Below are 24,357 nucleotides of genomic sequence, written 5' to 3'. Positions count from 1 at the left end.
TTCATTGTCTTCGTTCCAGCAAGCGGCAGATCTCCTCGAGCTGATCGAGGCTCCGATAATTGATCCGCACATGGCCGCCGCCGCTCTTGTGGTTGATCTTGACCTCCAGCCCGAGAGAGTCCGTCAGCGTGCGCTCGAGCGCCAGCGTATCGGAATCCTTTTGTTCCGTCTTCGAAACGGATGCTCCCTCGCTCTGGGCCTTGATGTCGTTCTGCGCAAGTCGTTCTGCATCGCGAACCGACATACCTTTTGACACGATCGTACGAGCAAGTGCCGCAGGATCCGAAGTGGTAATCAACGCTCGCGCATGCCCGGCGGAGAGGCTCCCGGAGGCAAGCATATCCCGAACAGGTTCCGGCAATTTCAACAGGCGCAGACTGTTTGCCACATGGCTTCGGCTCTTGCCGATAATCTCGCCAAGATCGTTTTGGGTATAGCCATGCTCTGCGATCAGCTGTTCGTAGCCCAGCGCTTCTTCCAACGGATTAAGGTCGGAGCGCTGGACGTTCTCGACAATGGCGATTTCCAACGCGGTACGATCGTCCACATCGCGAACGATAACGGGAATTTCAATCAAACCCGCAAGTTGCGCCGCCCGCCAACGCCGCTCCCCGGCGATGATTTCAAAACGATCCGAGCCCTGCGGGCGGACAACCACCGGCTGAACGATCCCGTGTTGTCGGATCGAACTCGCCAAATCCTGCAGCTCGCTTTCGTCGAAACTTCTTCGCGGATTACGCGGATTGCGAGCGACATATTCAATCGGCACCATGCGATCTGGATTGACGCCGCGCGTGCCTCCGTCGACCGGAACCGGTTGGTCCATCTCACCGATCAGAGCTGCGAGACCACGGCCCAGGCGCCGCTTCGAAACATCGTCATTCATTCGCTTCTACTCACTCCAGTCGATGCATTCACGCCGCTTTGCGCCGACGCTCTCTTTGGATCACCTCGGATGCCAGCTGCAGATAGGCCTGGCTGCCAGCACATTTCAGGTCGTAAAGAATAGCCGGTTTTCCATAAGAGGGGGCTTCCGACACTCGAACATTGCGAGGGATAAGGGTATGGTAGACCTTATCTCCCAAATAGGTCCTGACGTCACTGACGACCTGCTGGGCCAGATTGTTACGAGCGTCGAACATTGTTAGCACGATGCCCTGGATATCAAGAGCCGGATTGATGGTGCGGCGAACCTGATCAACGGTTTCCAAAAGTTGACTCAGCCCCTCAAGGGCGAAGAATTCGCATTGGAGCGGTACAAGAACTGAATGAGCAGCAGCCATCGCGTTCATCGTTAATAGATTGAACGATGGAGGGCAATCCAGAAGAATATAAGAATAGAACTGGGCTTCGTCGGTGTTTAGCGCTCGCCGCAACTTGAAGGCACGGTCGGAAGATTGCGAGATCTCCATCTCGAACCCCAACAGGTCCATGGTCGACGGAACAATCCAGAGGTTGGGCACCGCGGTCTCCAAGGCCGTTTCAGCAACCGAGTTATAGCCCATCAGTAAATCATAAGAGGATATCTTCCGTTCGCGGCGTTCGATCCCCAGACCGGTACTGGCGTTCCCCTGCGGATCCAGATCCACGATCAGGACACGCTCGCCGATTGCAGCAAGGGCCGTCGCTAGATTGATCGCCGTCGTCGTTTTTCCGACACCACCCTTCTGGTTGGCGATGGTGATAATCCGGTTTTTTTCGAACATACCGCACCTGAAGTTAGGGTTCTTTGTGCCTGATATTGCTGAGTTCAAGGATGACAGAATCTGACTCGACGGCACTGTTATGTTTTAACAGATCAAATGACCATCGACCACGGGCTTTCTGCACCTCACTCGCGTAATCCCGGCCTTTATGGAAAAATGCCCTGGTATTTTTATTGCCTGCCCATGGTGCGGTATAGGAGAGGAGCTGTTCGAGGTCCGCAAGTGCCCTTGCAGAGATCCGATCACATTCAGTGATTGCTTTCGTTGCTGCTTCGATCCGAATTGGGTGGATCGAGCCGCGGGCTCCTGTTTCGCTCAGGGCCACCCGAAGAAAGGCTGCCTTCTTCTGGTTGCTTTCCACCAGATGAACCCAGCCACCACCTATCTCCGCTAAGAAGATGGCGGTGATAATACCGGGAAACCCTCCACCCGATCCAAGATCAACCCAAGTGTAGGGGCCGGGAGAGAGATGAAAGATTTGCGCGCTGTCGGCGATATGACGGTGCCACAACTCATCCAACGTCGAAGGAGCAACGAGATTGATCGTCTTGGCCCATTTCTGAAAGAGCTTAGAAAAATGCTCCAGCCGTTCTTGCGTTTCACGTGAAACACTCCTGCCGTTTAACAACATCAGGAGACTCGTTTAACGCGATGGGCCGCCAGCTCTTCCTTGCGGAGCAAGGCCAGAAGCAAAGCAAGCGCCGCTGGGGTCATACCATTGACCTTTGCTGCCTGTGCCAGATTGGCAGGCCTCGAGGCCGCCAACTTTTGCCTGACCTCGTTAGAAAGACCAGAAAGTGAAGCGAAATCAAAGTCTTGAGGTATCGAACGCGCTTCATTTTTCTGTGTTGCGGCAATGTCCGCGACCTGCCTATCCATGTAAACCGCATAGCAAGCTTCAATTTCCAGAGCCTCCCGTGCTTTCGGAGAAACATCTGCCAGCTCAGGCCATACGGCGGAAAGAGAACAAAGAGTTTGGTCGGGATAGGCCAGAATTTCGTAGGCGGTCCGTCTCTGTCCGTCCTGATTCATCTTCAGGCCGTGTCGGGCCGCCTCATTCGGCGTCAGATCGAGCGACTTCAGTATAGTTCGAAGCTGATCAAGCTCCCCGCTATATGCCTCAAACTTTTCTTGCCGTGACGCATGTATGCAACCCAGATCAATGCCTTTCGGAGTCAGTCTGAGATCTGCATTATCCGCACGCAGAGAAAGCCGATATTCGGCACGAGAGGTGAACATTCGATACGGCTCGGTTACGCCGCGTGAAGTCAGATCGTCGATCATGACCCCGATGTAGGAATCGGCGCGGCTGAAGTGGTAAGGATCTTCGCCGCCCGCCTTGAGAGCCGCATTCAGTCCGGCCACCAGGCCCTGTGCGGCCGCCTCTTCGTACCCGGTGGTCCCGTTGATCTGCCCTGCGAGGAATAATCCGGACATCTTCATGACCTCAAGCGAGGGTGTCAGTTCGCGGGGATCGACATGATCGTATTCGATCGCATAGCCCGGCTGGAGAACGGCGACCTTTTCCAACCCCGGGATGGTACGAATAAACGCATCCTGGATGTCGGCGGGAAGCGAGGTGGAAATGCCATTGGGATAAACAGTGAAATCGTCGAGCCCCTCCGGTTCCAGAAAAATCTGGTGACCGTCTCTCTCTCCGAAGCGGACAATCTTATCTTCGATCGACGGACAGTAGCGCGGCCCCACACCCTCGATCTGCCCTGAATACATCGCTGAGCGATGGATGTTGTCCGAGATTATCTTGTGGGTGGCTTCTGTCGTGCGGGTAACACCGCAGGCGATTTGCTGGGTTGTAATCCGGTCGGTCATGAACGAGAACGGGACGGGCTCCTCGTCGGCCTCCTGGCGACCGATACCGCCCCAATCGATTGTTCGTCCGTCGAGGCGGGCAGGGGTGCCCGTCTTCAACCGCCCGAGCCGTAACCCGCATCTCTGAAGAGTTGCCGAAAGACCGAGCGAAGGCTCTTCTCCGGCCCGACCGGCGGGGATCTTTTGATCTCCGATGTGAATCAGACCCCGGAGGAAGGTACCGGTCGTCAGTACAACCGTTCCGCATCCGAATCGGCGTCCATCCTTCATCTCCACCGCGGTTACTCGACCCTCCGCGGTCTGGATGTCGAAGGCGTCACCCTCAATGACGTCAAGGTTGGGATGGTTCAGGATTTCTCTCTGCATCGCAAGGCGGTAAAGCTTGCGATCAGCCTGAGTTCTCGGCCCGCGTACCGCCGGTCCTTTTTTCCGATTGAGCAGACGGAATTGTATGCCTGCCTCGTCAGCAACGCGACCCATCAGACCATCAAGGGCATCAACCTCCCGGACAAGGTGCCCCTTTCCCAACCCGCCGATGGCCGGATTGCAGGACATGACGCCGATCGTCTCTATCTTGTGGGTGATCAGCGCCGTTCTGGCGCCCATCCGCGCGGAAGCACTTGCCGCTTCACAGCCCGCATGTCCCCCGCCGATAACCACCACGTCAAATGTCATGTCCATTTCCATCACTCCACGAACCCGCCACTGGGCGTTTCACGTGAATCACTTGCCGATGCAGAATTGCGAAAAGATGATATCCAAGAGCTGCTCGACATCCACATGGCCGGTTATTCGGCCAAGAGAGGAGGCTGCGGCGCGCAGGCTTTCAGCTCGGACATCAAGCTCACTGCCGTTTAACGCTTCCTCTAGGAAATTGGAAGCCTCTTTAAGATGACGGCTATGCCTCAGGCGGTTCGGGACCAGAGACCCGGACCATAATTGTTGCAGGGTAGCAAGCAAATGCGCCCGTAGCGCCTCAAGTCCTTCCCCGGTGCGACTGGAAATACAGAGGACATAGGCGGACGAGGCGCCATGGCTGTCGACCTTGGTGCCGATCCGCAGCACGTTGGGCATCCCAAGAGGTATAGACTGTTGCGGTTCCGAATCGATCTCTTCGAGGTGCAGGATCAAGTCCGCCTGCTCAATGGCAGTCAAAGCCCGCCTAACTCCTTCCAGCTCGACGCGATCGTCGGTAGACCGCAAACCGGCCGTATCGAAAAATCGCACGAGATAGCCGTCTAGGTCGATATCCACATGCAGGATGTCTCGCGTGGTGCCGGCAATCTCCGTTACAATTGCAACGTCCCGCTTGGCCAAGGCATTCAGCAGACTGGACTTGCCGGCATTGGGCGGCCCAGCGATCACCACCTTATATCCGTCTCGGATAACCTCCCCCGCCCTGGCGGCGGCGATATGCTCCCTAAGCTCCAGAAGAAGATCTGCCATGTCCGACCACACCCCGTCGGAAACCGATCCTGGAACGTCGTCCTCGTCAGCAAAATCCAGTTCGGCTTCGATCAGCGCCCGCGCCCGGGTCAACCTTTCGGCCCATTGATTGTAAAGCGCCGATTGGCCGCCCAGACTTTGTTCTACCGCCAGCCGGCGCTGCATCTCCGTTTCGGCGGCGATCAGATCGGCGAGGCCCTCTACCTCCACCAGATCCAGCTTGCCGTTCTCAAATGCCCTTCTTGAGAATTCTCCTGCCTCGGCCAGCCGCAGACCGAGCCGTTCGAGCTCCTCGTAAACGGCTGCAATAACGGCGCGACTGCCATGCAGCTGGAACTCGACGCAATCTTCTCCCGTAAACGAATTGGGTGCTGGGAACAGAAGCACAAGCGCTTGGTCGATAACCAAGCCGTCGGGGCTCCGAATTGTTCTTAAAACTGCCCGGCGGGCTTGCGGCAAATCTCCCGCCAGAACGCGCGCCGCATCGAAGGATCCAGGGCCACTGAGCCGCAGGACTGCGACACCCGCCGGCAACACACCGCTGCAAAGTGCAAAGATCGTATCGGATGAGATCATGGCATTGCCTTAACAAACCAGATCCGAAAAATCAAAAAGCGCCCAGACGAGCCGAGCGCTTCCTGTAATTGAATCCGGCTAACGATCAGGTGTTCATCGAATCGAAGAAATCGGCGTTGTTCTTCGTCTGTTTCAACTTGTCGATCAGGAATTCGATGGCGTCCGTCGTTCCCATCGGCGCAAGGATACGACGAAGCACGAAGATCTTCTGCAGGTCCTGGCGCGGCACAAGCAGGTCTTCTTTCCGGGTACCGGACTTGAGGATATCCATCGACGGGAAGATGCGTTTGTCGGCCACCTTTCGGTCAAGGACGATTTCCGAGTTGCCGGTGCCCTTGAACTCTTCAAAGATGACTTCGTCCATGCGGCTTCCGGTATCGATCAGAGCGGTTGCAATGATCGTCAACGAACCGCCTTCCTCGATGTTGCGGGCTGCGCCGAAGAAGCGTTTCGGACGCTGCAGCGCATTGGCGTCGACACCGCCTGTCAGAACCTTGCCGGACGAGGGAACGACGGTGTTGTAGGCGCGGCCGAGGCGGGTAATGGAATCGAGCAGGATCACGACGTCGCGGCCGTGTTCGACAAGACGTTTCGCTTTTTCGATGACCATTTCGGCGACCTGAACGTGCCGAACCGCCGGTTCATCGAAAGTCGAGGAAACAACCTCTCCTTTCACCGAACGCTGCATGTCCGTCACTTCCTCCGGCCGCTCGTCGATCAGAAGAACGATCAGGTAACATTCCGGATGATTGGCGGTGATCGAATGGGCGATGTTCTGCAGCAAAACGGTCTTGCCGGTCCGCGGAGGAGCGACGATAAGGCCGCGCTGACCCTTCCCGAGTGGAGCGACCAGATCGATGACCCGCGCGGACAGGTCCTTGGAGGTCGGGATATCGAGCTCCATCTTGAAGCGCTCGTTGGGATAGAGCGGCGTCAGATTGTCGAAATGGACCTTGTGGCGAATTTTTTCCGGATCGTCGAAATTGATCGTATTGACCTTCAGCAGAGCGAAATAGCGCTCGCCTTCCTTCGGGCCGCGGATCGGCCCTTCGACGGTGTCGCCGCTTTTCAGGGAGAAACGGCGGATCTGGGACGGGGAGATGTAGATATCGTCGGGACCCGGCAGGTAGTTGGCGTTTGCCGACCGCAAGAAGCCGAACCCGTCCTGCAAGACCTCAACCACCCCCTCGCCGATGATTTCGACGTCCTGGCTCGCCAGAACCTTGAGGATTGCGAACATCAGCTCCTGCTTGCGCATCGTGCTGGCATTCTCGACCTCAAGTGATTCGGCAAAGGTCAGCAAATCCGTAGGGGATTTGCTCTTGAGTTCTTGAAGCTTCATTTCAGCCATGAAGGGGGACCATATTGAGGATTTCAGGGAGATTGTAGGCGTGTCGGTGAAATTCGCTACCGCGGAAAATGATCCGGGGACGACGGGAAATTACACGCATGCCACGAGATGAGATGGGGAGAAAATAGCGATTCACGTGGAACGCCGCAAGAGGGTTCGCCAAATCTCGTCAAAGAAAGCGATCAGAAAGGTTTTACGATCACCAAAATGACGATTCCGATCATCAGCAAGGTCGGCAACTCGTTCATCATCCGCCAGTAACGCGGCGACCTTCTCGGACCGTCTGCGGCAAACGCCCTCACCGCGCGGCTGAACAGCACATGCACCGCCGTGAGAAGAACCACCAGGGTGATTTTCCCGTGCAGCCACCCGCCCCGGAGCTGATAGACATCCCAGGCGAGGTAAAGACCGAGAGCCCATGTGATCATCATCGCCGGATTCATAATGATCCTCAGAAGCCGCTGCTCCATGATCTTGAATGTTTCCGATTGTGCCGAGCCCGGTTCGGCGTCGCTGTGATAGATGAACAGCCTCGGCATGTAGAGAAGCCCGGCCATCCACGAGATCACGGCAATCACATGAAAAGCCTTGACGTAAAGGATGAAATCATCCGGCCGGGCGAGATAAACTGCCGCGAGGATTGCGATGAATATGCCGAGAGCCACGACCGCCCTGAGGGTCGAGCGCCGTCCCGCCGGTTTTCCCGCCTGCAGCTCGTCGGGGCTCATGCTCTTGCCTCACGCACCCGCCTGATCAAGCTCGTCACGTTTTCCGGATCAGCCTCCGGGGTGATGCCATGGCCGAGATTGAAGATCAGCGGCCCATGCCCAAGCTTGTCGAGAATAGCGTCGACCCCCTCATCGAGCGATTTACCACCCGCAACGACCCGCATCGGATCGAGATTGCCCTGGATCGGGCCTTCCTTCTGCAGCTCGGCCGCGAAGGAAAGCGGAACCGACCAATCGAGACCGATCGCGTCGGCCTTCGTCTTCTGGCGGTAGTGAAGCAGGTTGAGGCCCGCCCCTTTGGCGAATGCGATGATCTTTGCCTGCGGCCGACGGGCGCGGACGATTTCAATCATCCGGGCCACTGGTTTTACCGCAAAATCCTCGAACTCACGCTCGCCGAGCACACCCGCCCAGGAATCGAAAATCTGAACCGCATCAGCACCGGCATCGATCTGGGCGATCAGATATTCCGCTGAGATTTCCGCCAGGAAGGACAGGAGCTTCTCAAAAGCTTCGGCATGTCGGTAGGCGAAAAGCCGTGCCGGCGCCTGGTCCGGCGTCCCATGTCCGGCGATCATGTAGGTCGCCACCGTCCAGGGCGCTCCACAGAAACCAAGCAGCGCGGTTTCTTCCGGCAATTCCCGCCGCAGGCGACGTACCGTTTCGATCACGGGTGCCAGGTGATCCAGCACGCTATCGCCGCTAAGGTTTCCGATGCCGGAAACGTCGATGGGATCCATCTGCGGCCCTTCGCCCTGCACAAAACGAACATTCCGTTTCAGCGCGTCGGGAATCACGAGAATGTCTGAGAACAGGATGGCCGCATCGAAGCCGTAGCGCCGGATCGGCTGCAAAGTCACCTCGACAGCCAGATCCGGCGTGTAACAGAGATCGAGGAAACTCCCTGCCTGGGCTCGGGTTTCCCGGTACTCCGGCAAATAACGTCCCGCCTGTCTCATGAGCCAGATTGGTGGCGGAGCAACGGTTTGGCCGTTCAGCACCTCGACGATCTTCCGGTATGGGCCGGTCAATGGGGTCTCCCCTAAAATAAAAGAAATGAATCTAGAATAGGTTTCTATTTCTTAGAGTCGGTGAGTAGCAAGGATTAAAGTCAAACCACGGGCAACGCGACCATCGGCCGCCTTTTGCAAAGTTCGGGAGAGAAAAACGCGGTCACTGCGAGGTTTTTAGGGATAAGCCGATTCCTCAAGTTGGATCAAAGCGTTATGGTAGTGCTGGAGCGAATGCAGTTTGTGGATAAGCTGTGGAGCGAAAAGGTGCTTGATGCCCTTGTCCACAGAGTGCACAAGCATCCTCGATCTACATCCGCAGAACCAGCGAATGTGGAAAACTCGGAGGTTTTCCCAAGCCCGGAGCTTTGGCCCGGCCGAGTCGATCGTCTCTCCCGGGTTGTCAACAAAGGGTAAAGATTAGCGTGGAGAACCGAAAAAATTTCTTCCATCTGCATCTGATATCTGACTCAACCGGAGAGACTCTCATCTCCGCGGGCCGCGCGGCCGCCGCCCAATTTCAGTCCTCGCTTGCAGTCGAACATGTCTACCCGCTGATTCGCAACCGCAAGCAGCTGCTGGCGGTGCTCGAAGCCGTCGACCAGGAACCGGGTATCGTGCTCTATACGATTGTCGATCACGAGCTGGCCGGATTGATCGATGAACGGTGCCGGGACATGGGACTGCCCTCAGTGAATGTCCTGGAACCGGTCATGATCACCTTCCAGGCTTATCTGGGTGCGCCGTCGCGCCGTCGCGTCGGTGCCCAGCACGCTCTGAATGCCGATTATTTCAAACGCATCGAAGCCCTCAACTTCACGATGGATCATGATGACGGCCAGATGCCGGAGAGTTATGATGAAGCAGACGTGGTGTTGATCGGGATCAGCCGCACCTCGAAGACGCCGACCAGCATCTACCTCGCTAATCGCGGCATCAAGACTGCCAATATCCCGATCGTTCAAGGCGTGGACCTGCCGGAAAGCCTCTATCGTGCCGCCCGGCCCCTGATTGTCGGTTTGATAGCGACGACGGATCGGATCAGTCAGGTGCGCGAGAACCGTGATCTGGGCGCCACGCAGGGTTTCGACCGACACCATTATACCGACCGGGCCAGCATCAACGAGGAACTGAAATATGCGCGAGCACTTTGCGCGCGTCATAACTGGCCGATCATCGACGTAACGCGAAGATCCATCGAAGAGACGGCGGCGGCGATCGTTGCGCTGCGCCCGAAGCTGCGTTAAGCGAAACCGCCTGCGGTTTCTGGGAGATATTCGTGACGTCGCCTCTCGTACTTGCCTCCTCCAGCCCTTTTCGCCGAATGCTTATGGAAAATGCCGGCTTGACCTTTGAAAGTCAGGCGGCGGATATCGACGAGCGGAAGATTGAAGCCAGCCTGGAAGGAGCAAGTCCTGATAAGGTCGCACTCACTCTTGCGAGAGCAAAGGCCCTGGAGGTCAGTCAGCGGCATTCGGGTGCGCTGGTGATCGGGTCGGACCAGACCATGTCGCTCGGCAATCGTGTTTTTCACAAACCGAAATCGCTTGGCGAAGCGAAGGAGAACCTTCTGTCGCTGTCGGGCAAGACCCACCGGCTGAACAGCGCCATCGCCATTGTCAGGGATCACGGCGTCTTGTGGGAGCACGTCTCCCACGCCAACCTGACGGTGCGCCCGCTGACGGAAGCCTTTGTTGACCGATATCTGGCGCGGGTGGGCGAAAAGGCATTTTCCAGCGTCGGGGCCTATCAGCTGGAAGGCGAGGGAATTCAACTTTTCTCTGAGATTGAAGGCGACTATTTCACCATCCTGGGTCTGCCGATGTTGCCGCTCCTCGATAAGCTGCGGGAGCTTGCTGCAATCGATGGCTGATTCACGTGAAACATTCTTGGTTAACGCCTTCGTCACCGGCTGGCCGGTCAAGCATTCCCGCTCGCCGATGATCCACAATTACTGGCTGAAGCAATTCGGCATCGCCGGCTCCTATCGGGCGGAGGCGGTGACGGAAGCGGACTTCCCAGCTTTTATCCGCTCTTTGAGGGATGGCAGTTCCGGTTATCGCGGCGGCAATGTCACCATTCCGCATAAGGAACTTGCTTTTAAACTCGCAGACAGGCCGGATGAACTGGCCGAAGAACTCGGAGCATCCAACACGCTGTGGATGGAGGACGGAATCCTCCATGCGACGAACACAGATGGTTACGGCTTCACCGCAAATCTCGATGACCGTCACCCTGGCTGGGACCGAGCCGATCGGGCGGTGATCTTCGGCGCGGGCGGAGCGAGCAGGGCGGTCATTCAGGCGATCCGTGACCGCGGCATTGGCGAGATTCATGTGGTCAATCGCACATTGCCCCGAGCAAAAGAGCTCGCAGACCGCTTCGGCGCCAAGGTACATGCTCATCCAATGGAAGCCCTGAACGAGGTGATGACGGGCGCAGGATTGTTCGTCAACACCACCTCGCTTGGTATGGACGGCAGTCCGGCACCTGACGTGAATTTTTCCCCTCTCCGTAGCGGTGCCGTGGTGACAGACATCGTTTACATACCACTGAAGACCCCTTTGCTGGCTCAGGCAGAAGAGCAGGGGTTCCCGATTGTCGATGGCCTTGGAATGCTTCTGCATCAGGCGGTGCCGGGATTCGAGAAGTGGTTCGGCCGCCGGCCGACTGTCGATGCGGCGCTTCGGGATATAGTGATTGCCGATATGGAAAGACACGGATGATTGTCGTCGGCCTCACCGGCTCCATTGGCATGGGCAAGTCCACGACCGCAAAAATGTTTGCGGAGGAGGGTGTGCCGGTGAATGATTCCGATGCCGTTGTGCACGACCTTTACCGCGGCGATGCCGTGGCACCCATCGGTATTGCTTTTCCAGGTAGCGTCAGGGACGGCGCTGTCGATCGACAGGAGCTGTCGCGCCAGCTTTCTGCCGCACCAGAAAAATTCCAGATCCTCGAAGCGATCGTCCATCCGCTGGTCCGCCAGCGTGAAATCGCCTTTCTCGAGCGGCATCGGCAGTCGAAGACGGATATTGTTGTCCTAGATATTCCGCTGCTTTTTGAGGTGAAAGGTGCAGATCGGGTGGATGTGGTAGTGGTTGTCACCTGTGATCCACAGATCCAGCGGGCGAGGGTACTTGCGCGCCCCGGCATGACCGAGGAAAAATTGGCGATGATTCTCTCCCGCCAGCTGCCTGATTCAGAGAAACGAGAAAAAGCCGATTTTCTGATCGACACCGGCCTCGGTCTCCAGAGCGCGAAAGCAAGGGTGCGGGAAATAATCGCCTCTTTAAGATCCGGAAAGATGAGCGAGCATGCGTGAGATTATCTTCGATACGGAAACCACCGGCCTCGAGACCCGATTCGATCGCGTGATCGAAATCGGCGGCATCGAGCTGATCAACAATTTTCCGACAGGCAAGACGCTGCATCTTTACATCAATCCTGGCGACCGCAAGGTTCATCCGGATGCATTGGCGGTGCATGGCATCACCGATGAGTTCCTGAAGGACAAGCCAGGTTTTGCAGATATTGCCCATCAGATCGTCGAATTTTTCGACGGTGCCAAATGGATTGCCCACAATGCCAACTTCGATATCGGCTTCATCAACGCAGAATTCGAAAGGATAGGACTGCCCCCGGTGCAGACCGACCGTGTAGTCGATACGCTCGCACTGGCTCGCCGCAAGCATCCGATGGGTCCGAACTCGCTCGATGCGCTTTGCCGCCGCTACGGCATTGACAACGCCCATCGTACCAAGCACGGCGCCCTCCTCGACTCCGAGCTTCTGGCGGAAGTCTATATCGAGATGACGGGCGGGCGTCAGGCTGCCCTCGGCCTGATGGGTACCGAGCGGTCAACGACCGTCATCGAGGTGGACGAAATCGTAGTGACTGCTGTCGGCCGGCCACGGCCTTTGCCGAACAGATTGACGGAAGCAGAGGTCGAGGCGCATGCCGCAATGGTGGCCTCGCTCAAAGACAAGGCACTCTGGCTCAAATACAAGCCTGCCGAATAAAAAAACCGGGTTTTAGCCCGGTTTCTTTTTGATGATATGACGCTTGAATCAACTGTTCAGGGCCTGGACCTTCGAGCGAGCCTGCTCTTCAGCCATACGTTGGGTGAACATCTGGGCGAAATCGATCGGATCGATCATCAGCGGCGGGAAGCCGCCGTTACGCGTGACGTCGGCGACGATCTGGCGGGCGAAGGGGAAAAGCAGCCGCGGGCACTCGATGAAGAGAAGCGGCAGCATATGTTCCTGAGGAAAGCCGGTAATGCGGAAGACGCCGCCGTACACGAGCTCCGCCGCAAAAACCACCTTGTCGCCATCCTTGGCTTCGGCGTTCAGCGTCAGCACTACATCGAAATCGGCCTCCGAAAGCGGATTGGCATTGACATTGACATTGATCGTAATGCCGGGAGCCTTGTCGCGGGCCTGCAGCGAACGTGGCGCGCCGGGATTCTCGAACGAGAGATCCTTGGTATATTGCGCCAGAATGTTGATGGACGGCTGGGCGGCCTGGTTGTTTTCGTCTGCCATTGGGACTTCCTCGAGGCTCTGGAACGTTGAGGCCCTCTAACATTTCGGAATATGCCTTACAACCCTGGCAAACTTCCAGGCCCGTTCAAGGTTCCCGACTTTTGGGTCCGGCCCAAGGGGAGGTCGAACCGGAATTCGCAGAATTGTCGTCTCGATGAAAATCTTCCTCGTCGAGATCGACGACTGGGCCTGGTTTCTGGCCGGCCGGTCTAGTTCGGCTACCCTCGTAGTGGCTGGTCGTGCGTGTGCGGATCACGACGATGCGCCTGCCGACCAGGGACCACAGAAAGCTGCGCACGAAGGGGATGAAGAGCGCGAGCCCGATAAGATCAGTCAGGAAGCCCGGCAGCAAAAGCAGGATACCAGCTACGACGATCATCGCACCGTCGACCAAGGTGCGTCCGGGCATCCGGCCGTCGCGGCTTTCGGCCGAGATCTGTTTCAGGATCTGCATGCCCTGGCTGCGAAGCAGGATGGCGCCGAGGATCGCCGTGCCGACCACGAGGCCTAGTGTCGCCCACAGTCCGAGTGCTCGGCCGACGAGGACAAAACCCGCAATTTCGGCCAATGGCCACAGAAGAAGAATTGGCAGCAGAAAGAAACGCATGATGTTCCCTGTTTTAATCTCGCCCCGCGCGTGTCGATACTGACGCCTTCGCTATTTGAATGATGGGCGGATGCGGACTATATGAGAAGCTGTACCAACGATTTAAACGGCATTGCGGGTCAATATGGGTTCCAACGACTTTATAACACTCTTTTTCCTCGTCGCCGCTGTGCTGATCTTCCTTCAGCTGCGCAGTGTGCTCGGCCGGCGGACGGGAAACGAGAAACCGCCGTTCGATCCTTACAGCCCGCGGGATGTGGCGAAGAATCCGGGCGGAGACGACAGCAAGGTTGTGACCTTGCCGCGCCGCGATGCTCCCGATGACGAGCAGCGTTATCTGGACATTGATGCCGTTGCCAAGCCTGACACGCCGCTCAATGCCTCCCTTCGGGAGATTTTGAGGGCGGATCCGTCCTTCCGCCCGCGCGATTTCCTCAATGGTGCGCGCATGGCCTATGAGATGATCGTGATGGCGTTTGCCGATAGCGACCGTAAGACCCTTAAAGGTCTGCTCTCGAAGGAAGTCTATGAAGGTTTCGATGCAGCGATCTCCGAACGCGAGGCGAGGGGGGAAGTGGTAAAATCCACATTTGTCGGCATCGACAAATCGGACATAACCCACGCCGTCATCAAGGATTCCGAAACGCAGATTACGGTCCGTATCATCAGCCAGCTGATCTCCGCTACCTACGACAAGGCGGGTACCTTGATTGATGGTGACCAGGAAACCGTGGCCGAGGTGACCGATATCTGGACTTTTGCCCGCGACATCCGCTCCCGCGACCCGAATTGGAAGCTGGTCGCTACCGAATCCGAGCAATGACAGGCGGTTCTGCTGGGTTTGCGCTGCGGCGGGTTGCCTTCACGGATCTGCCGGGATGGGAGGACGAGGACCCCCGTGCGCTTTTTCCCGGAATGAGGTCCTGTCTTGAGGATGTCCTCAAGGTCAAGCCATATCGTACCGGCTCGCTTGGCCTGACGGCCGGGGATCTGACGGTCCTTCTTGAAAAGGCGAGCGAGAGCCCTTCCAATGCGGCGTCGGCGCGTGCTTTTTTTGAAGCCCATTGCATCCCGTTTCAGATCGCCCGGCAAGACGGGCGGCGGGGTTTCGTAACGGCCTTTTACGAGCCGGAAGTGGAAGTCTCCGAGACATCCGACGGGACATGGCGCTATCCTTTCTACTACCGCCCTCCGGATCTGATCGATCTTGATGACTCCAACCGGCCGGCGGAAATGGACTCCGGCTACATGTTTGGACGTCAATCCGGAACCGGGATTGTCGCTTATCCGGACCGCGGCGAGATAGACCGTGGTTTTCTCGCGGGGCGAGGCCTCGAGATCGCTTTTGCCAGATCGAAGGTGGATGTCTTTTTCGCGCATGTGCAGGGAGCGGCGCGCCTGAGATATCCCGATGGAAGAGTGAGGCGCATCACATATGCCGCAAAGGCGGGCCATCCGTTTTCACCGATCGGAAAGCTTCTGATCGACCGGGGAGAAATCGACCCGGCTACGGTTTCGATGCAGAGCATCCGAAGTTGGCTTGAACGGAATCCGGCTAAGGTCGATGAGGTCCTGTGGCACAATCGCTCCTACATCTTCTTTCGGGAGGCGGATGTTTCCGATCCGTCGTTAGGACCGGTGGCGGCGGCTAAGGTGCCGCTGATCGCCGGCCGATCGCTGGCGGTCGACCGGCAGATACACACCTTCGGTTTTCCCTTCTTCATACGCTCCGAGACGCTGACCCATCTGGATGGTGGCAAGCCCTTTAGCCGCCTGATGTTGGCTCTCGACACCGGCTCCGCAATCGTCGGCCCTTCGCGCGGCGACATTTTTACCGGCTCCGGGTTCGAGGCGGGCGAGTTGGCGGGGACGGTTCGCAACGAAGCCGATTTTTATATTCTCCTGCCAAGGCATCTGGCGGACAGGTTCGGCGGATGAAGGGTGGCCGCAAACTCGATCCGGAAGAGCGAATCCTTTGGGGCAAGGTGGCTAAGTCTGCGCGTGCCTTGCCGGGCCGGATGAAGGAAATCCTCGAGTTTGAAGAGCAGGAAGCGGCCAAACTAATGGCGGAACAACCTGTCCGACCGAAAGCCATGCCTTTGCCGGGAAGCCCGGTGGCCGAAACCGCAAAGAAGCCGAAACGCTCCGTCGGTCATCATCATCCGCTCGAAAAGCCGGTCAAGAAGAAGCTCGCCAAGGGACGGCTCCCGATCGAGGCGCGGCTTGATCTTCATGGCCTTTTCCAGGACGAAGCCCATGACCTGCTGCTCGATTTCCTGCTTCGGGCTTATGAGCGGGGTCTTCGTCATGTGCTGGTTATCACCGGAAAAGGCAGCTCGATGGGTAGTGAAGGTGCTTTGCGCCGCGCCGTGCCCCTCTGGTTTTCAAAGGCCGAATTCCGGTTTCTGATATCGTCGTACGAGTGGGCCGCGCGCCATCACGGCGGGGAAGGTGCGATGTATGTCCGTCTTGCCCGCAGCCGGGCTCATGGGGAAGAGCGCGAATGACGCCCTTCGGTCAGGCGCTTCGTGAACTACGCCGCCGAAGGGGTATCACCCAGCGGATGCTGGCCGAAGCGATCGGCGTTACGCCAGCTTATCTTTCTGCGCTTGAACACGGGCGGCGCGGCAAGCCGACCTTCGAGCTCCTGCAGAGAATTGCCGGGTATTTTAATATCATCTGGGATGAGGCAGAAGAACTGTTCGGGCTCGCAGCGGACTCTCATCCGAAGGTGGTTCTGGACACGTCGGGCATGCCGGCGTCCTACACCGCCTTTGCCAACCGCCTTGCGCAACGGATTCGCACTTTGGCCCCGGACGTGATAGAAGAAATGGACATGCTGTTGAAGAAAAACCCTCCTCTGGATTGACTTTCGGCGCCCATCCACGGCTTTCATGCCGTGTTCCCACGGACCAACCTTTAGAAACCGCCCCGGTTTGCCTATATTTCGGGGGTGGAATAGCTGGTGATTCGCATGGCCAGCATCTCAAACGATTGGAAGAAAATTGATGACCGATACACCCGTCAGCGAGAATGACGCGAGTGCCGAATATGGTGCCGATTCGATCAAGGTCCTGAAGGGCCTCGATGCTGTCCGCAAGCGTCCCGGCATGTATATCGGCGATACAGACGATGGCTCCGGCCTGCATCACATGGTGTATGAAGTCGTAGACAACGCGATCGACGAAGCCCTGGCCGGCCATGCCGATCTGGTGACCGTGGCGCTGAACCCTGACGGCTCGGTCACCGTGACGGACAACGGTCGCGGCATTCCGACCGACATCCACACCGGCGAGGGTGTGTCGGCTGCGGAAGTCATCATGACGCAGCTCCATGCCGGCGGGAAATTCGACCAGAACTCCTACAAGGTTTCCGGCGGTCTGCACGGGGTTGGTGTTTCCGTCGTCAATGCTCTGTCGGTCTGGCTGAAACTGCGCATCCGGCGCAACGGCAAGGTCCACGAGATCTCCTTCACGCATGGAGTCGCCGATGCGCCGCTGAAGGTTATCGGGGAGTATGAAGGCCGCTCCGGCACTGAGGTTACCTTCCTCGCAAGCCCGCAGACCTTCACCATGACGGAATACGATTACAATACCCTCGAGCATCGTCTTCGCGAGTTGGCATTCTTGAATTCGGGCGTGAGAATCCGGCTAACGGACAAGCGCAAGCCGGATATCCGTGAAGAAGAGATGCTCTATGACGGCGGTTTGGAAGCCTTCGTCCGTTATCTCGACCGCGCTAAGAAACCGCTGGTCGAAAAGCCTGTCGCCATCAAGGGCGAGAAGGACGGCATCACCGTCGAAGTCGCGATGTGGTGGAACGACAGCTACCACGAGAACGTGCTCTGCTTCACCAACAACATTCCGCAGCGCGATGGGGGCACCCATATGGCGGGTTTCCGCGGCGCGCTGACCCGCCAGGTCACGTCTTACGCCGACACCTCCGGTATCACCAAAAAAGAAAAGGTCACACTGCAGGGGGAAGACTGCCGTGAGGGCTTGACCGCGGTGCTTTCCGTCAAGGTCCCGGATCCTAAGTTTTCGTCGCAAACGAAAGACAAGCTTGTTTCCTCGGAAGTCCGGCCAGTGGTCGAAAGCCTCGTTAACGAGGCTCTTAGCACTTGGTTCGAGGAACATCCGACCGAAGCAAAGATCTTGGTCGGCAAGGTCGTCGAAGCCGCCGTCGCCCGCGAGGCGGCTCGCAAGGCGCGCGAACTCACCCGTCGCAAGGGTGTTCTCGACATTGCCTCGTTGCCGGGCAAGCTCGCCGATTGCTCCGAACGTGATCCGGCAAAGTCCGAACTTTTCCTCGTGGAAGGTGACTCGGCGGGCGGTTCGGCAAAGCAGGGCCGTTCGCGCGAAAACCAAGCGATCCTGCCCCTGCGCGGCAAGATCTTGAATGTGGAGCGCGCGCGTTTCGACAAAATGCTGTCGAGCCAGGAAATCGGTACGCTGATCACGGCGCTCGGCACGTCGATCGGCAAGGACGAATTCAACGTCGACAAGCTGCGTTACCACAAGATCATCATCATGACGGACGCCGACGTCGACGGCGCTCATATCAGAACGCTTCTGCTCACCTTCTTCTTCCGGCAGATGCCGGATCTGATCGAACGTGGGCATATCTATATCGCCCAGCCGCCGCTTTATAAGGTGACGCGCGGCAAATCGGTCCAGTATCTGAAGGACGAGAAGGCGCTTGAGGAATATCTCATCGGCATGGGTCTGGAGGACGCGACCTTGACGCTCGGCTCGGGAGAGGTAAGGGCCGGTCAGGATCTGCGTGAAGTGATTCAGGATGCCCTTCGCCTTCGCTCCCTGGTCGAAGGGCTGCACTCCCGTTACAGCCGTTCGATCATCGAGCAGGCGGCGATCGCCGGCGCGTTGAACCCGGAACTGACGGATAATCCCGAACGCGCCCGGCAGACGGCAGATGAAGTGGCCCGGCGGCTGGACATGATCGCCGAAGAAACGGAGCGGGGCTGGTCCGGCCATGTGACGACGGAAGGCGGCTTGCGCTTTGAGCGCATGGTGCGCGGCGTCAAGGAGGTCGCGGTCGTCGATGTTGCCCTGATTGGCTCGGCGGATGCCCGCCATATCGATCAGATGACGGCGCGCCTGCAGGAAATCTACCGCACGCCGCCGGTGCTCAGCCGCAAGGAAGGGGCGCAGGAGATTCCGGGTCCGCGTGCACTTCTGGATTCGATCTTCGCTTCCGGTCGCAAGGGCCTCTCCATGCAGCGTTACAAGGGACTCGGTGAAATGAATGCCGAGCAGCTTTGGGAAACGACGCTCGATCCGAACGTCCGTTCTCTGCTGCAGGTGAAGGTCAATGATGCGACGGACGCCGACGGTCTCTTCTCGCGTTTGATGGGCGACGAAGTCGAGCCGCGCCGCGAATTCATCCAGGAGAACGCGCTAAGCGTCGCCAACCTCGACATCTGACGTTCCGGCACCGGACGACAATAAAAGCGGCGGGTCGCAATGCCCGCCGCTTTTTCTATGTCCAGAGTAAAAAATGTTTCACGTGAATCTTTCCTGTGGATAGGGATTCACGTGAAACAATTCTTAAATCTCGGTGCCAAGCCTCATGGCTCCCCGGCGAACCTGCCTTCGAAGGCAATTTCGGAAACGGGCTTCCGCTTGCTCGGGAATTCCCGCTCGGCAAGATCGTCAGGAAGCGTGCTCCGATCGGCAATCCGGCCGATCGCCGCCGCCGCCTCCACTCGATAGCCTTCCGGAATGCCGAGCGCCTCGATCGCCCTTTCCTTGTCGAAACCTTCCATGCCGTGAGCGTGATAACCAAGCTTCATCGTCTGGCAGATGACGGAAAACCAGGCAGCGCCGGTATCGTAGGAATGGGTATAGGCGGGCTTTCGTTCGCCGTCTTTGGAAACCCGATAGGTTTTCGAGACGACGAACACGAGTGCGGCGGCATTCTTTGCCCAGCGCTGGTTGCCGGGGACAAGGATGTCCACCAGAATGGGGAACGAAGCAGTTCCGCGAAGTGCATAGATGAATCGCCACGGCTGGTTGTTGCCGGAGGACGGTGCCCAGTGGGCGGCATCTAGGATCGTCAGCATCGTCTCCTGGCTGATCGTCTCCTCCGTGAAGGCCCGCGGCGACCACCGATCCAGGAAAAAGGCATCGATGGGAAACTCGGATTGTCGGGAATTGCTGCTGGTCATGAACTTCCCTTGGCGGGTTGGCAAAAAAAATCACAGACATCTACATAGTCGACAGCCCGCCGAGGGCAACAGGTCACTTTCCCCCTGAAACGGACGTGACAAGCAGGGGCTCTTGATCCATAAACGCGCCTTGTCTGACAACCGGAGGAGAGATTCCTTGAAACTGATGCGCGTTGGTGAGCCGGGCCAGGAGAAGCCGGCCGTGGTCGATAGCAATGGTAAGATTCGCGATCTTTCCGGCCACGTGGCCGATATAGCGGGTTCGGCGATATCGCCGGAGGGACTTGCTAAGATTGCGGCGATCGATCCGGAAAGTCTGCCCGAGCTTCAGCCGACCCGCATCGGCGCCTGCGTCGCCGGCACCGGCAAGTTCATCTGCATCGGCCTCAATTATTCCGATCATGCCGCCGAAACGGGTGCGACCGTTCCGCCGGAGCCGGTCATCTTCATGAAGGCGACTTCCGCGATCTGCGGACCGAATGACGACGTCCTCATTCCGCGGGGTTCGGAAAAGACCGACTGGGAAGTCGAGCTCGGCGTCGTGATCGGGAAGACCGCCAAATACGTCTCCGAAGCCGATGCCATGGATTACGTCGCCGGTTATTGCGTCAGCCACGACGTTTCCGAACGCGCGTTCCAGACGGAGCGCGCTGGCCAGTGGACAAAGGGTAAGTCCTGCGACACCTTCGGCCCTGTCGGCCCCTGGCTCGTCACCAAGGACGAGATCGCGGATCCGCAGAACCTCGGCATGTGGCTGAAGGTCAATGGCGAAACCATGCAGAACGGTTCTTCCAGAACCATGGTCTATGGCGTCGGCTATCTCGTTTCCTATCTCAGCCAGTTCATGTCGCTGCATCCGGGCGACATCATTTCTACAGGAACGCCTCCGGGCGTCGGCCTCGGCATGAAGCCTCCGCGGTTCCTAAAGGCCGGAGACGTCGTCGAGCTTGGCATCGAAGGCCTTGGCAGCCAGCGCCAGACCTTTGTCGCCGATGTATAAGTGATTGACGGACTCTCATCCTTGCTTGTGGGAGTCCGTATCTGCCCGGCCATCACGGAACCTTAAGGCTTGCGTGCCATTCTAGAGAGCACAGATGATTTGTGTTCCGCTCGTTCCGCCCTCAGGCATGTCCAGCCGGTTCTCTCCCAGATGTTGCATTGCAATAGAAAAGTGCTAGCCTGTTCCCCCATAAATAACGAACCGATTGGTTCGATGCCCCTGCCGAATACCCTGTCGGAAATCAAGAAAGGTGGCACCTCGATGTTCTATCAGCTCTATGAGATGAACCACGCCGTCATGGCGCCCTTCCGCGCCGCTGCGGATGCCATGCGCTTTTTCTATGCCAATCCCCTCAACCCCTTCTCGCAGACCACCGTGGCCCGCACCGTTGCGGCAGGTTTGGAAGTTTTCGAGCGGGTCACCCGTCGTTACGGTAAGCCGGTTTTCGGACACGCCGAAACCACGATTGACGGAAAGCCTGTTGCGGTGACCGAGGAGGTCGTCTGGGCAAAGCCTTTTTGCAATCTTCTGCATTTCAAACGCCACGTGGCGGGCGGCAGGGGGCAGGATCAAAAGATTCTGGTGGTTGCGCCGATGTCCGGCCACTATGCCACGCTTCTGCGGGGTACTGTCGAAGCGCTTCTCCCCCATGCCGATGTCTATATTACCGACTGGATCGACGCCCGGATGGTGCCCTTGTCCGAGGGACGGTTCGATCTGGACGACTATATCGATTACATCATCGAGATGTTGCATGTCATCGGGCCTGGTACGCATGTGATCGGGGTGTGTCAGCCCTCGGTGCCGGTCCTGGCGGCGGTGGCCGTCATGGAGTCCCAGCAGGATTCGATGATCCCCGCTTCGATGACCTTGATGGGCGGGCCGATCGACACCCGCATCAATCCGACGGCTGTCAACGATCTCGCGCAGCAGAAGCCGCTCGAATGGTTCCGCGAAAACGTCATCATGAACGTGCCGTGGCCGCAGCCGGGGTTCATGCGCCGTGTCTATCCAGGCTTCCTTCAGCTTTCCGGCTTCATGTCGATGAACCTTGACCGGCACCTCGTCGCGCACAAGGAATTTTATGAACACCTTGTCAAGAACGACGGCGAGTCGGCTGAAAAGCATCGGGATTTCTATGACGAATATCTGGCCGTTATGGATCTCACCGAAGAATTTTATCTTCAGACGGTCGACACGGTCTTCATCAAGCATTCGCTGCCGAAGGGCGAGATGATGCATCGCCGCATCCCCGTCGATACGTCGGCCATCCGCAATGTGGCGCTGCTGACGATCGAGGGAGAAAACGACGATATCTCCGGTCTCGGCCAGACGCAGGCGGCACAGACCATCTGCGCGAACATCCCGGAGGACATGCGCCAGCATTACATGCAGCCGGATGTCGGTCACTACGGCGTGTTCAACGGGTCGCGGTTCCGTCGCGAGATCGCGCCCCGGATCGTCGCGTTCACCCAAAAGCACGCCCGCACACCATCCAGGACGACGCCGTTCAAACGGATCATCAAGGGCGGCAAGGCCGGCTGAGACCGCCTCGTTCCGATTTCCGGCATATATTTCAGCATCTTCTTGAATTTAATGATTCCCCTTCTTGAAGGGGGGTCATACGCTCACCAAATCGAATTCAGTCGGGCTGGCATGCGGCCACCCGCTGAAAACCTTAGGGTGTGACCTATGAACCAGTCAGCATTGATTCGTCCGGAGTGGACGCCGGCCACCATCGCTCTCATGGTGCTCGGTTTTGTGGTCTTCTGGCCGTTGGGCCTCGCCATGCTTGCCTATATCCTCTTCGGAGACAGGCTTCGCTGCTTCAAGCGCGACGCAAACGATCGCGCCGATCGCATGTTCGCCGGCTGCCGCCGGGCGAAGTCTCGTTACAACACGCATTTTTCGACGGGCAACGTCGCGTTCGACGATTGGCGCAAGGCTGAGCTCGACCGCCTCGAAGAAGAGCGCCGTAAGCTGGACGAGATGCGCGAGGAATTCGATTCCTACGTCCGCGAGCTTCGCCGAGCCAAGGACCAGGACGAGTTCGACCGCTTCATGCGCGAGCGCAAGAATCGGCCTTCCGGTGAGAACCCGGTCGTCGACCTGTAACTCCTGCTTGGATTCACGTGAAACAGAATGGAGCCGGCGTCGAAAACGCCGGCTTTTTTAGGGAAGGGAATCGGTTAGAAAGAAAGAATGTTCGCGCTTCTGAAAAAGCCCCCCCGCACAAAATCGAGACCCCTCGAAACGGTGAAGCGCACCCTGGATGTCGGCGATCGCGCAATGCCGCTGACGATCAGGGAAAATCGTCGGGCCACCCGCATCACGCTCCGGATCGAGCCGGGCGGTCGGGCGCTCAATCTCACGGTACCACTTGGGTTGCGGCGGCACGAGATCGAGGATTTTCTTGACCGTCATCAGGGATGGCTGCTGACGCGGCTTGCGAAATTTTCCACCGAAAACCCCATTCGCCCGGGCGGCTGCGTTCCATTTCGTGGCGTGTCTCACCGCATCGAGCATACTGGCTCCCTGAGAGGGATAACCGAGGCTCTGGTACTGGACGGTCAACCGGTATTGAAGGTGAGCGGACTTGAGGGTCACATAGGCCGACGGCTTTCGGCCTTTTTCAAGAAGGAGGCGCGCAAGGATCTGGAGGTTCTTGTTGCTCGCCATGCTGCCGCGATCCGCAAGCCGGTTCGGTCGATCACCATGAAGGATACCCGCAGCCGCTGGGGCTCCTGCTCCTGGGATGGAAACCTGAGTTTTTCCTGGCGCATCGTCATGGCCCCGTCTCTCGTCATCGACTATCTCGCGGCCCATGAGGTGGCGCATCTGAAGGAGATGAACCACGGTCCGAAGTTCTGGGCGCTCTGCAAGGAGCTCTGCCCGCGGATGGAAGAGGCCCGCAAATGGCTGAAGCAGCATGGGTCGCAGCTCCATGCAATCGATTTTGATTGATCGCCACGGGCCACATCTTCTCTTTATCTCAGCGGGAGAGGGGCAAAATACGGCTCCTGGTGCCGGATTTTTCAATAGCTTAACAAAAATCCCATCCCCGTCCCATGGGGCTCGCCTAGAATTTGCCCATCCCGCTTCGGCTACACCGGCCCGCATAACCGGCGAGGCGGGACCGGTGATCTGGCGAACCGCCCTTATGCAAGCGGATCGTCAGGGGCTGCGCAGAAAATGGTTCCCCTCTCGCCGGAACCGGCGGGGCGTGCGTGTGTCGCACACAAACCGGCCCTGATAAACATCATCGACAAACGGGTCGCCGCAGAGGAACCGGAGTTGCGCGGAAAAAACACACCGAACGGGACACGTTGCGTGTCACCTAAACTAATTTATACGAGGCACACGACGTGT

25 protein-coding genes are annotated in these 24,357 nt (G+C 57.9%); 14 read left to right on the top strand and 11 right to left on the bottom strand.

From position 1 onward, the window contains the following. Window position 1 precedes the first annotated feature (1 nt). The 8 genes from EDE09_RS13875 to hemE all read right to left on the bottom strand — a co-directional run bounded on the left by EDE09_RS13875 (window position 2) and on the right by hemE (window position 8,668). A complete protein-coding gene (locus tag EDE09_RS13875) occupies window positions 2-886 on the bottom strand; it encodes a ParB/RepB/Spo0J family partition protein (RefSeq protein WP_105372197.1) in 885 nt (294 codons plus the stop codon). A gap of 28 nt (window positions 887-914) precedes the next feature. Then, window positions 915-1,706 carry a ParA family protein gene (locus EDE09_RS13870; protein ID WP_105372198.1) on the bottom strand — a complete coding sequence of 264 codons (792 nt, stop codon included), beginning with the start codon at window positions 1,704-1,706 and terminating at the stop codon, window positions 915-917. Window positions 1,707-1,719: 13 nt separating this feature from the next. Beyond that, window positions 1,720-2,337, bottom strand: a complete 618-nt coding sequence (rsmG, locus tag EDE09_RS13865; protein ID WP_105372199.1) for a 16S rRNA (guanine(527)-N(7))-methyltransferase RsmG — start codon at window positions 2,335-2,337, stop codon at window positions 1,720-1,722. Then, window positions 2,337-4,211, bottom strand: a complete 1,875-nt coding sequence (gene mnmG / locus EDE09_RS13860) for a tRNA uridine-5-carboxymethylaminomethyl(34) synthesis enzyme MnmG (protein WP_132411210.1) — start codon at window positions 4,209-4,211, stop codon at window positions 2,337-2,339. Before mnmG ends, rsmG begins: the two co-directional genes overlap by 1 nt. A gap of 48 nt (window positions 4,212-4,259) precedes the next feature. Further along, window positions 4,260-5,558 (bottom strand): tRNA uridine-5-carboxymethylaminomethyl(34) synthesis GTPase MnmE, encoded by a 1,299-nt coding sequence (gene mnmE, locus EDE09_RS13855; protein WP_132411068.1) that lies wholly within the window; start codon window positions 5,556-5,558, stop codon window positions 4,260-4,262. A gap of 85 nt (window positions 5,559-5,643) precedes the next feature. Next, window positions 5,644-6,909 carry a transcription termination factor Rho gene (rho, locus tag EDE09_RS13850; protein ID WP_105372201.1) on the bottom strand — a complete coding sequence of 422 codons (1,266 nt, stop codon included), beginning with the start codon at window positions 6,907-6,909 and terminating at the stop codon, window positions 5,644-5,646. A gap of 182 nt (window positions 6,910-7,091) precedes the next feature. After that, window positions 7,092-7,637, bottom strand: coding sequence for a protoporphyrinogen oxidase HemJ (gene hemJ, locus EDE09_RS13845; protein WP_132411066.1), 546 nt, complete (start codon window positions 7,635-7,637; stop codon window positions 7,092-7,094). Further along, entirely contained in the window at window positions 7,634-8,668 is a 1,035-nt protein-coding gene (gene hemE / locus EDE09_RS13840; RefSeq protein ID WP_132411064.1) for a uroporphyrinogen decarboxylase, read from the bottom strand. Before hemE ends, hemJ begins: the two co-directional genes overlap by 4 nt. A gap of 404 nt (window positions 8,669-9,072) precedes the next feature. Between hemE and EDE09_RS13835 the strand changes: the two genes are divergently transcribed. Genes EDE09_RS13835 through dnaQ form a run of 5 tightly spaced genes read left to right on the top strand, consistent with a single transcriptional unit; the run spans window position 9,073 to window position 12,669 of the window. Next, window positions 9,073-9,894, top strand: coding sequence for a pyruvate, water dikinase regulatory protein (locus tag EDE09_RS13835; RefSeq protein ID WP_132411062.1), 822 nt, complete (start codon window positions 9,073-9,075; stop codon window positions 9,892-9,894). 32 nt (window positions 9,895-9,926) lie between these two features. Continuing rightward, a complete protein-coding gene (locus EDE09_RS13830) occupies window positions 9,927-10,520 on the top strand; it encodes a Maf-like protein (RefSeq protein WP_132411060.1) in 594 nt (197 codons plus the stop codon). After that, window positions 10,513-11,373 carry a shikimate dehydrogenase gene (locus tag EDE09_RS13825; protein WP_132411058.1) on the top strand — a complete coding sequence of 287 codons (861 nt, stop codon included), beginning with the start codon at window positions 10,513-10,515 and terminating at the stop codon, window positions 11,371-11,373. Before EDE09_RS13830 ends, EDE09_RS13825 begins: the two co-directional genes overlap by 8 nt. Then, window positions 11,370-11,972 (top strand): dephospho-CoA kinase, encoded by a 603-nt coding sequence (coaE, locus tag EDE09_RS13820; protein WP_132411056.1) that lies wholly within the window; start codon window positions 11,370-11,372, stop codon window positions 11,970-11,972. The genes EDE09_RS13825 and coaE overlap by 4 nt, the downstream gene beginning before the upstream one ends. Further along, window positions 11,965-12,669: a DNA polymerase III subunit epsilon gene (dnaQ, locus tag EDE09_RS13815; RefSeq protein ID WP_105372208.1), complete on the top strand. Its 705-nt coding sequence runs from the start codon at window positions 11,965-11,967 to the stop codon at window positions 12,667-12,669. Before coaE ends, dnaQ begins: the two co-directional genes overlap by 8 nt. A gap of 48 nt (window positions 12,670-12,717) precedes the next feature. Here dnaQ and secB read toward each other — a convergent pair whose 3' ends face one another. Together secB and EDE09_RS13805 are read right to left on the bottom strand one after the other, a co-directional pair. Beyond that, the gene (gene secB / locus EDE09_RS13810) at window positions 12,718-13,194 is read right to left on the bottom strand and encodes a protein-export chaperone SecB (protein WP_105372209.1); all 477 of its coding nucleotides are present in this window, start codon (window positions 13,192-13,194) and stop codon (window positions 12,718-12,720) included. 85 nt (window positions 13,195-13,279) lie between these two features. Continuing rightward, window positions 13,280-13,801 carry an FxsA family protein gene (locus EDE09_RS13805; protein WP_132411054.1) on the bottom strand — a complete coding sequence of 174 codons (522 nt, stop codon included), beginning with the start codon at window positions 13,799-13,801 and terminating at the stop codon, window positions 13,280-13,282. A gap of 124 nt (window positions 13,802-13,925) precedes the next feature. Here EDE09_RS13805 and EDE09_RS13800 point away from each other — a divergent pair, with 124 nt between their 5' ends. The 5 genes from EDE09_RS13800 to gyrB all read left to right on the top strand — a co-directional run bounded on the left by EDE09_RS13800 (window position 13,926) and on the right by gyrB (window position 19,245). Next, window positions 13,926-14,624 carry a Tim44/TimA family putative adaptor protein gene (locus EDE09_RS13800; RefSeq protein WP_105372273.1) on the top strand — a complete coding sequence of 233 codons (699 nt, stop codon included), beginning with the start codon at window positions 13,926-13,928 and terminating at the stop codon, window positions 14,622-14,624. Then, window positions 14,621-15,739, top strand: coding sequence for a murein transglycosylase A (locus EDE09_RS13795; protein ID WP_132411052.1), 1,119 nt, complete (start codon window positions 14,621-14,623; stop codon window positions 15,737-15,739). The genes EDE09_RS13800 and EDE09_RS13795 overlap by 4 nt, the downstream gene beginning before the upstream one ends. Continuing rightward, window positions 15,736-16,308 (top strand): Smr/MutS family protein, encoded by a 573-nt coding sequence (locus tag EDE09_RS13790; RefSeq protein WP_132411050.1) that lies wholly within the window; start codon window positions 15,736-15,738, stop codon window positions 16,306-16,308. Before EDE09_RS13795 ends, EDE09_RS13790 begins: the two co-directional genes overlap by 4 nt. After that, the gene (locus EDE09_RS13785; RefSeq protein ID WP_112796052.1) at window positions 16,305-16,670 is read left to right on the top strand and encodes a helix-turn-helix transcriptional regulator; all 366 of its coding nucleotides are present in this window, start codon (window positions 16,305-16,307) and stop codon (window positions 16,668-16,670) included. Before EDE09_RS13790 ends, EDE09_RS13785 begins: the two co-directional genes overlap by 4 nt. A gap of 139 nt (window positions 16,671-16,809) precedes the next feature. Then, window positions 16,810-19,245 carry a DNA topoisomerase (ATP-hydrolyzing) subunit B gene (gene gyrB / locus EDE09_RS13780; protein ID WP_105372214.1) on the top strand — a complete coding sequence of 812 codons (2,436 nt, stop codon included), beginning with the start codon at window positions 16,810-16,812 and terminating at the stop codon, window positions 19,243-19,245. 143 nt (window positions 19,246-19,388) lie between these two features. Here gyrB and EDE09_RS13775 read toward each other — a convergent pair whose 3' ends face one another. Next, window positions 19,389-19,988, bottom strand: a complete 600-nt coding sequence (locus EDE09_RS13775; protein ID WP_132411048.1) for a nitroreductase family protein — start codon at window positions 19,986-19,988, stop codon at window positions 19,389-19,391. 157 nt (window positions 19,989-20,145) lie between these two features. On the opposite strand from EDE09_RS13775, the gene EDE09_RS13770 reads away from it, so the two are divergent. The 4 genes from EDE09_RS13770 (at window position 20,146) to EDE09_RS13755 (ending at window position 23,952) form a co-directional block, all read left to right on the top strand. Next, on the top strand, window positions 20,146-20,988 hold the full coding sequence (locus tag EDE09_RS13770; protein ID WP_132411046.1) for a fumarylacetoacetate hydrolase family protein: 843 nt from the start codon (window positions 20,146-20,148) through the stop codon (window positions 20,986-20,988). A gap of 261 nt (window positions 20,989-21,249) precedes the next feature. Continuing rightward, the gene (locus tag EDE09_RS13765) at window positions 21,250-22,533 is read left to right on the top strand and encodes a polyhydroxyalkanoate depolymerase (protein WP_132411208.1); all 1,284 of its coding nucleotides are present in this window, start codon (window positions 21,250-21,252) and stop codon (window positions 22,531-22,533) included. 147 nt (window positions 22,534-22,680) lie between these two features. Continuing rightward, window positions 22,681-23,103, top strand: coding sequence for a DUF2852 domain-containing protein (locus EDE09_RS13760; RefSeq protein WP_132411044.1), 423 nt, complete (start codon window positions 22,681-22,683; stop codon window positions 23,101-23,103). Window positions 23,104-23,190: 87 nt separating this feature from the next. Continuing rightward, on the top strand, window positions 23,191-23,952 hold the full coding sequence (locus EDE09_RS13755) for a M48 family metallopeptidase (protein WP_112796065.1): 762 nt from the start codon (window positions 23,191-23,193) through the stop codon (window positions 23,950-23,952). Window positions 23,953-24,357: the final 405 nt, after the last annotated feature.

The sequence above is a fragment of the Neorhizobium sp. S3-V5DH genome, from assembly GCF_004343065.1.
Lineage (GTDB): Bacteria > Pseudomonadota > Alphaproteobacteria > Rhizobiales > Rhizobiaceae > Neorhizobium > Neorhizobium huautlense.
This window is presented reverse-complemented; position numbering and strand designations above follow the sequence as displayed.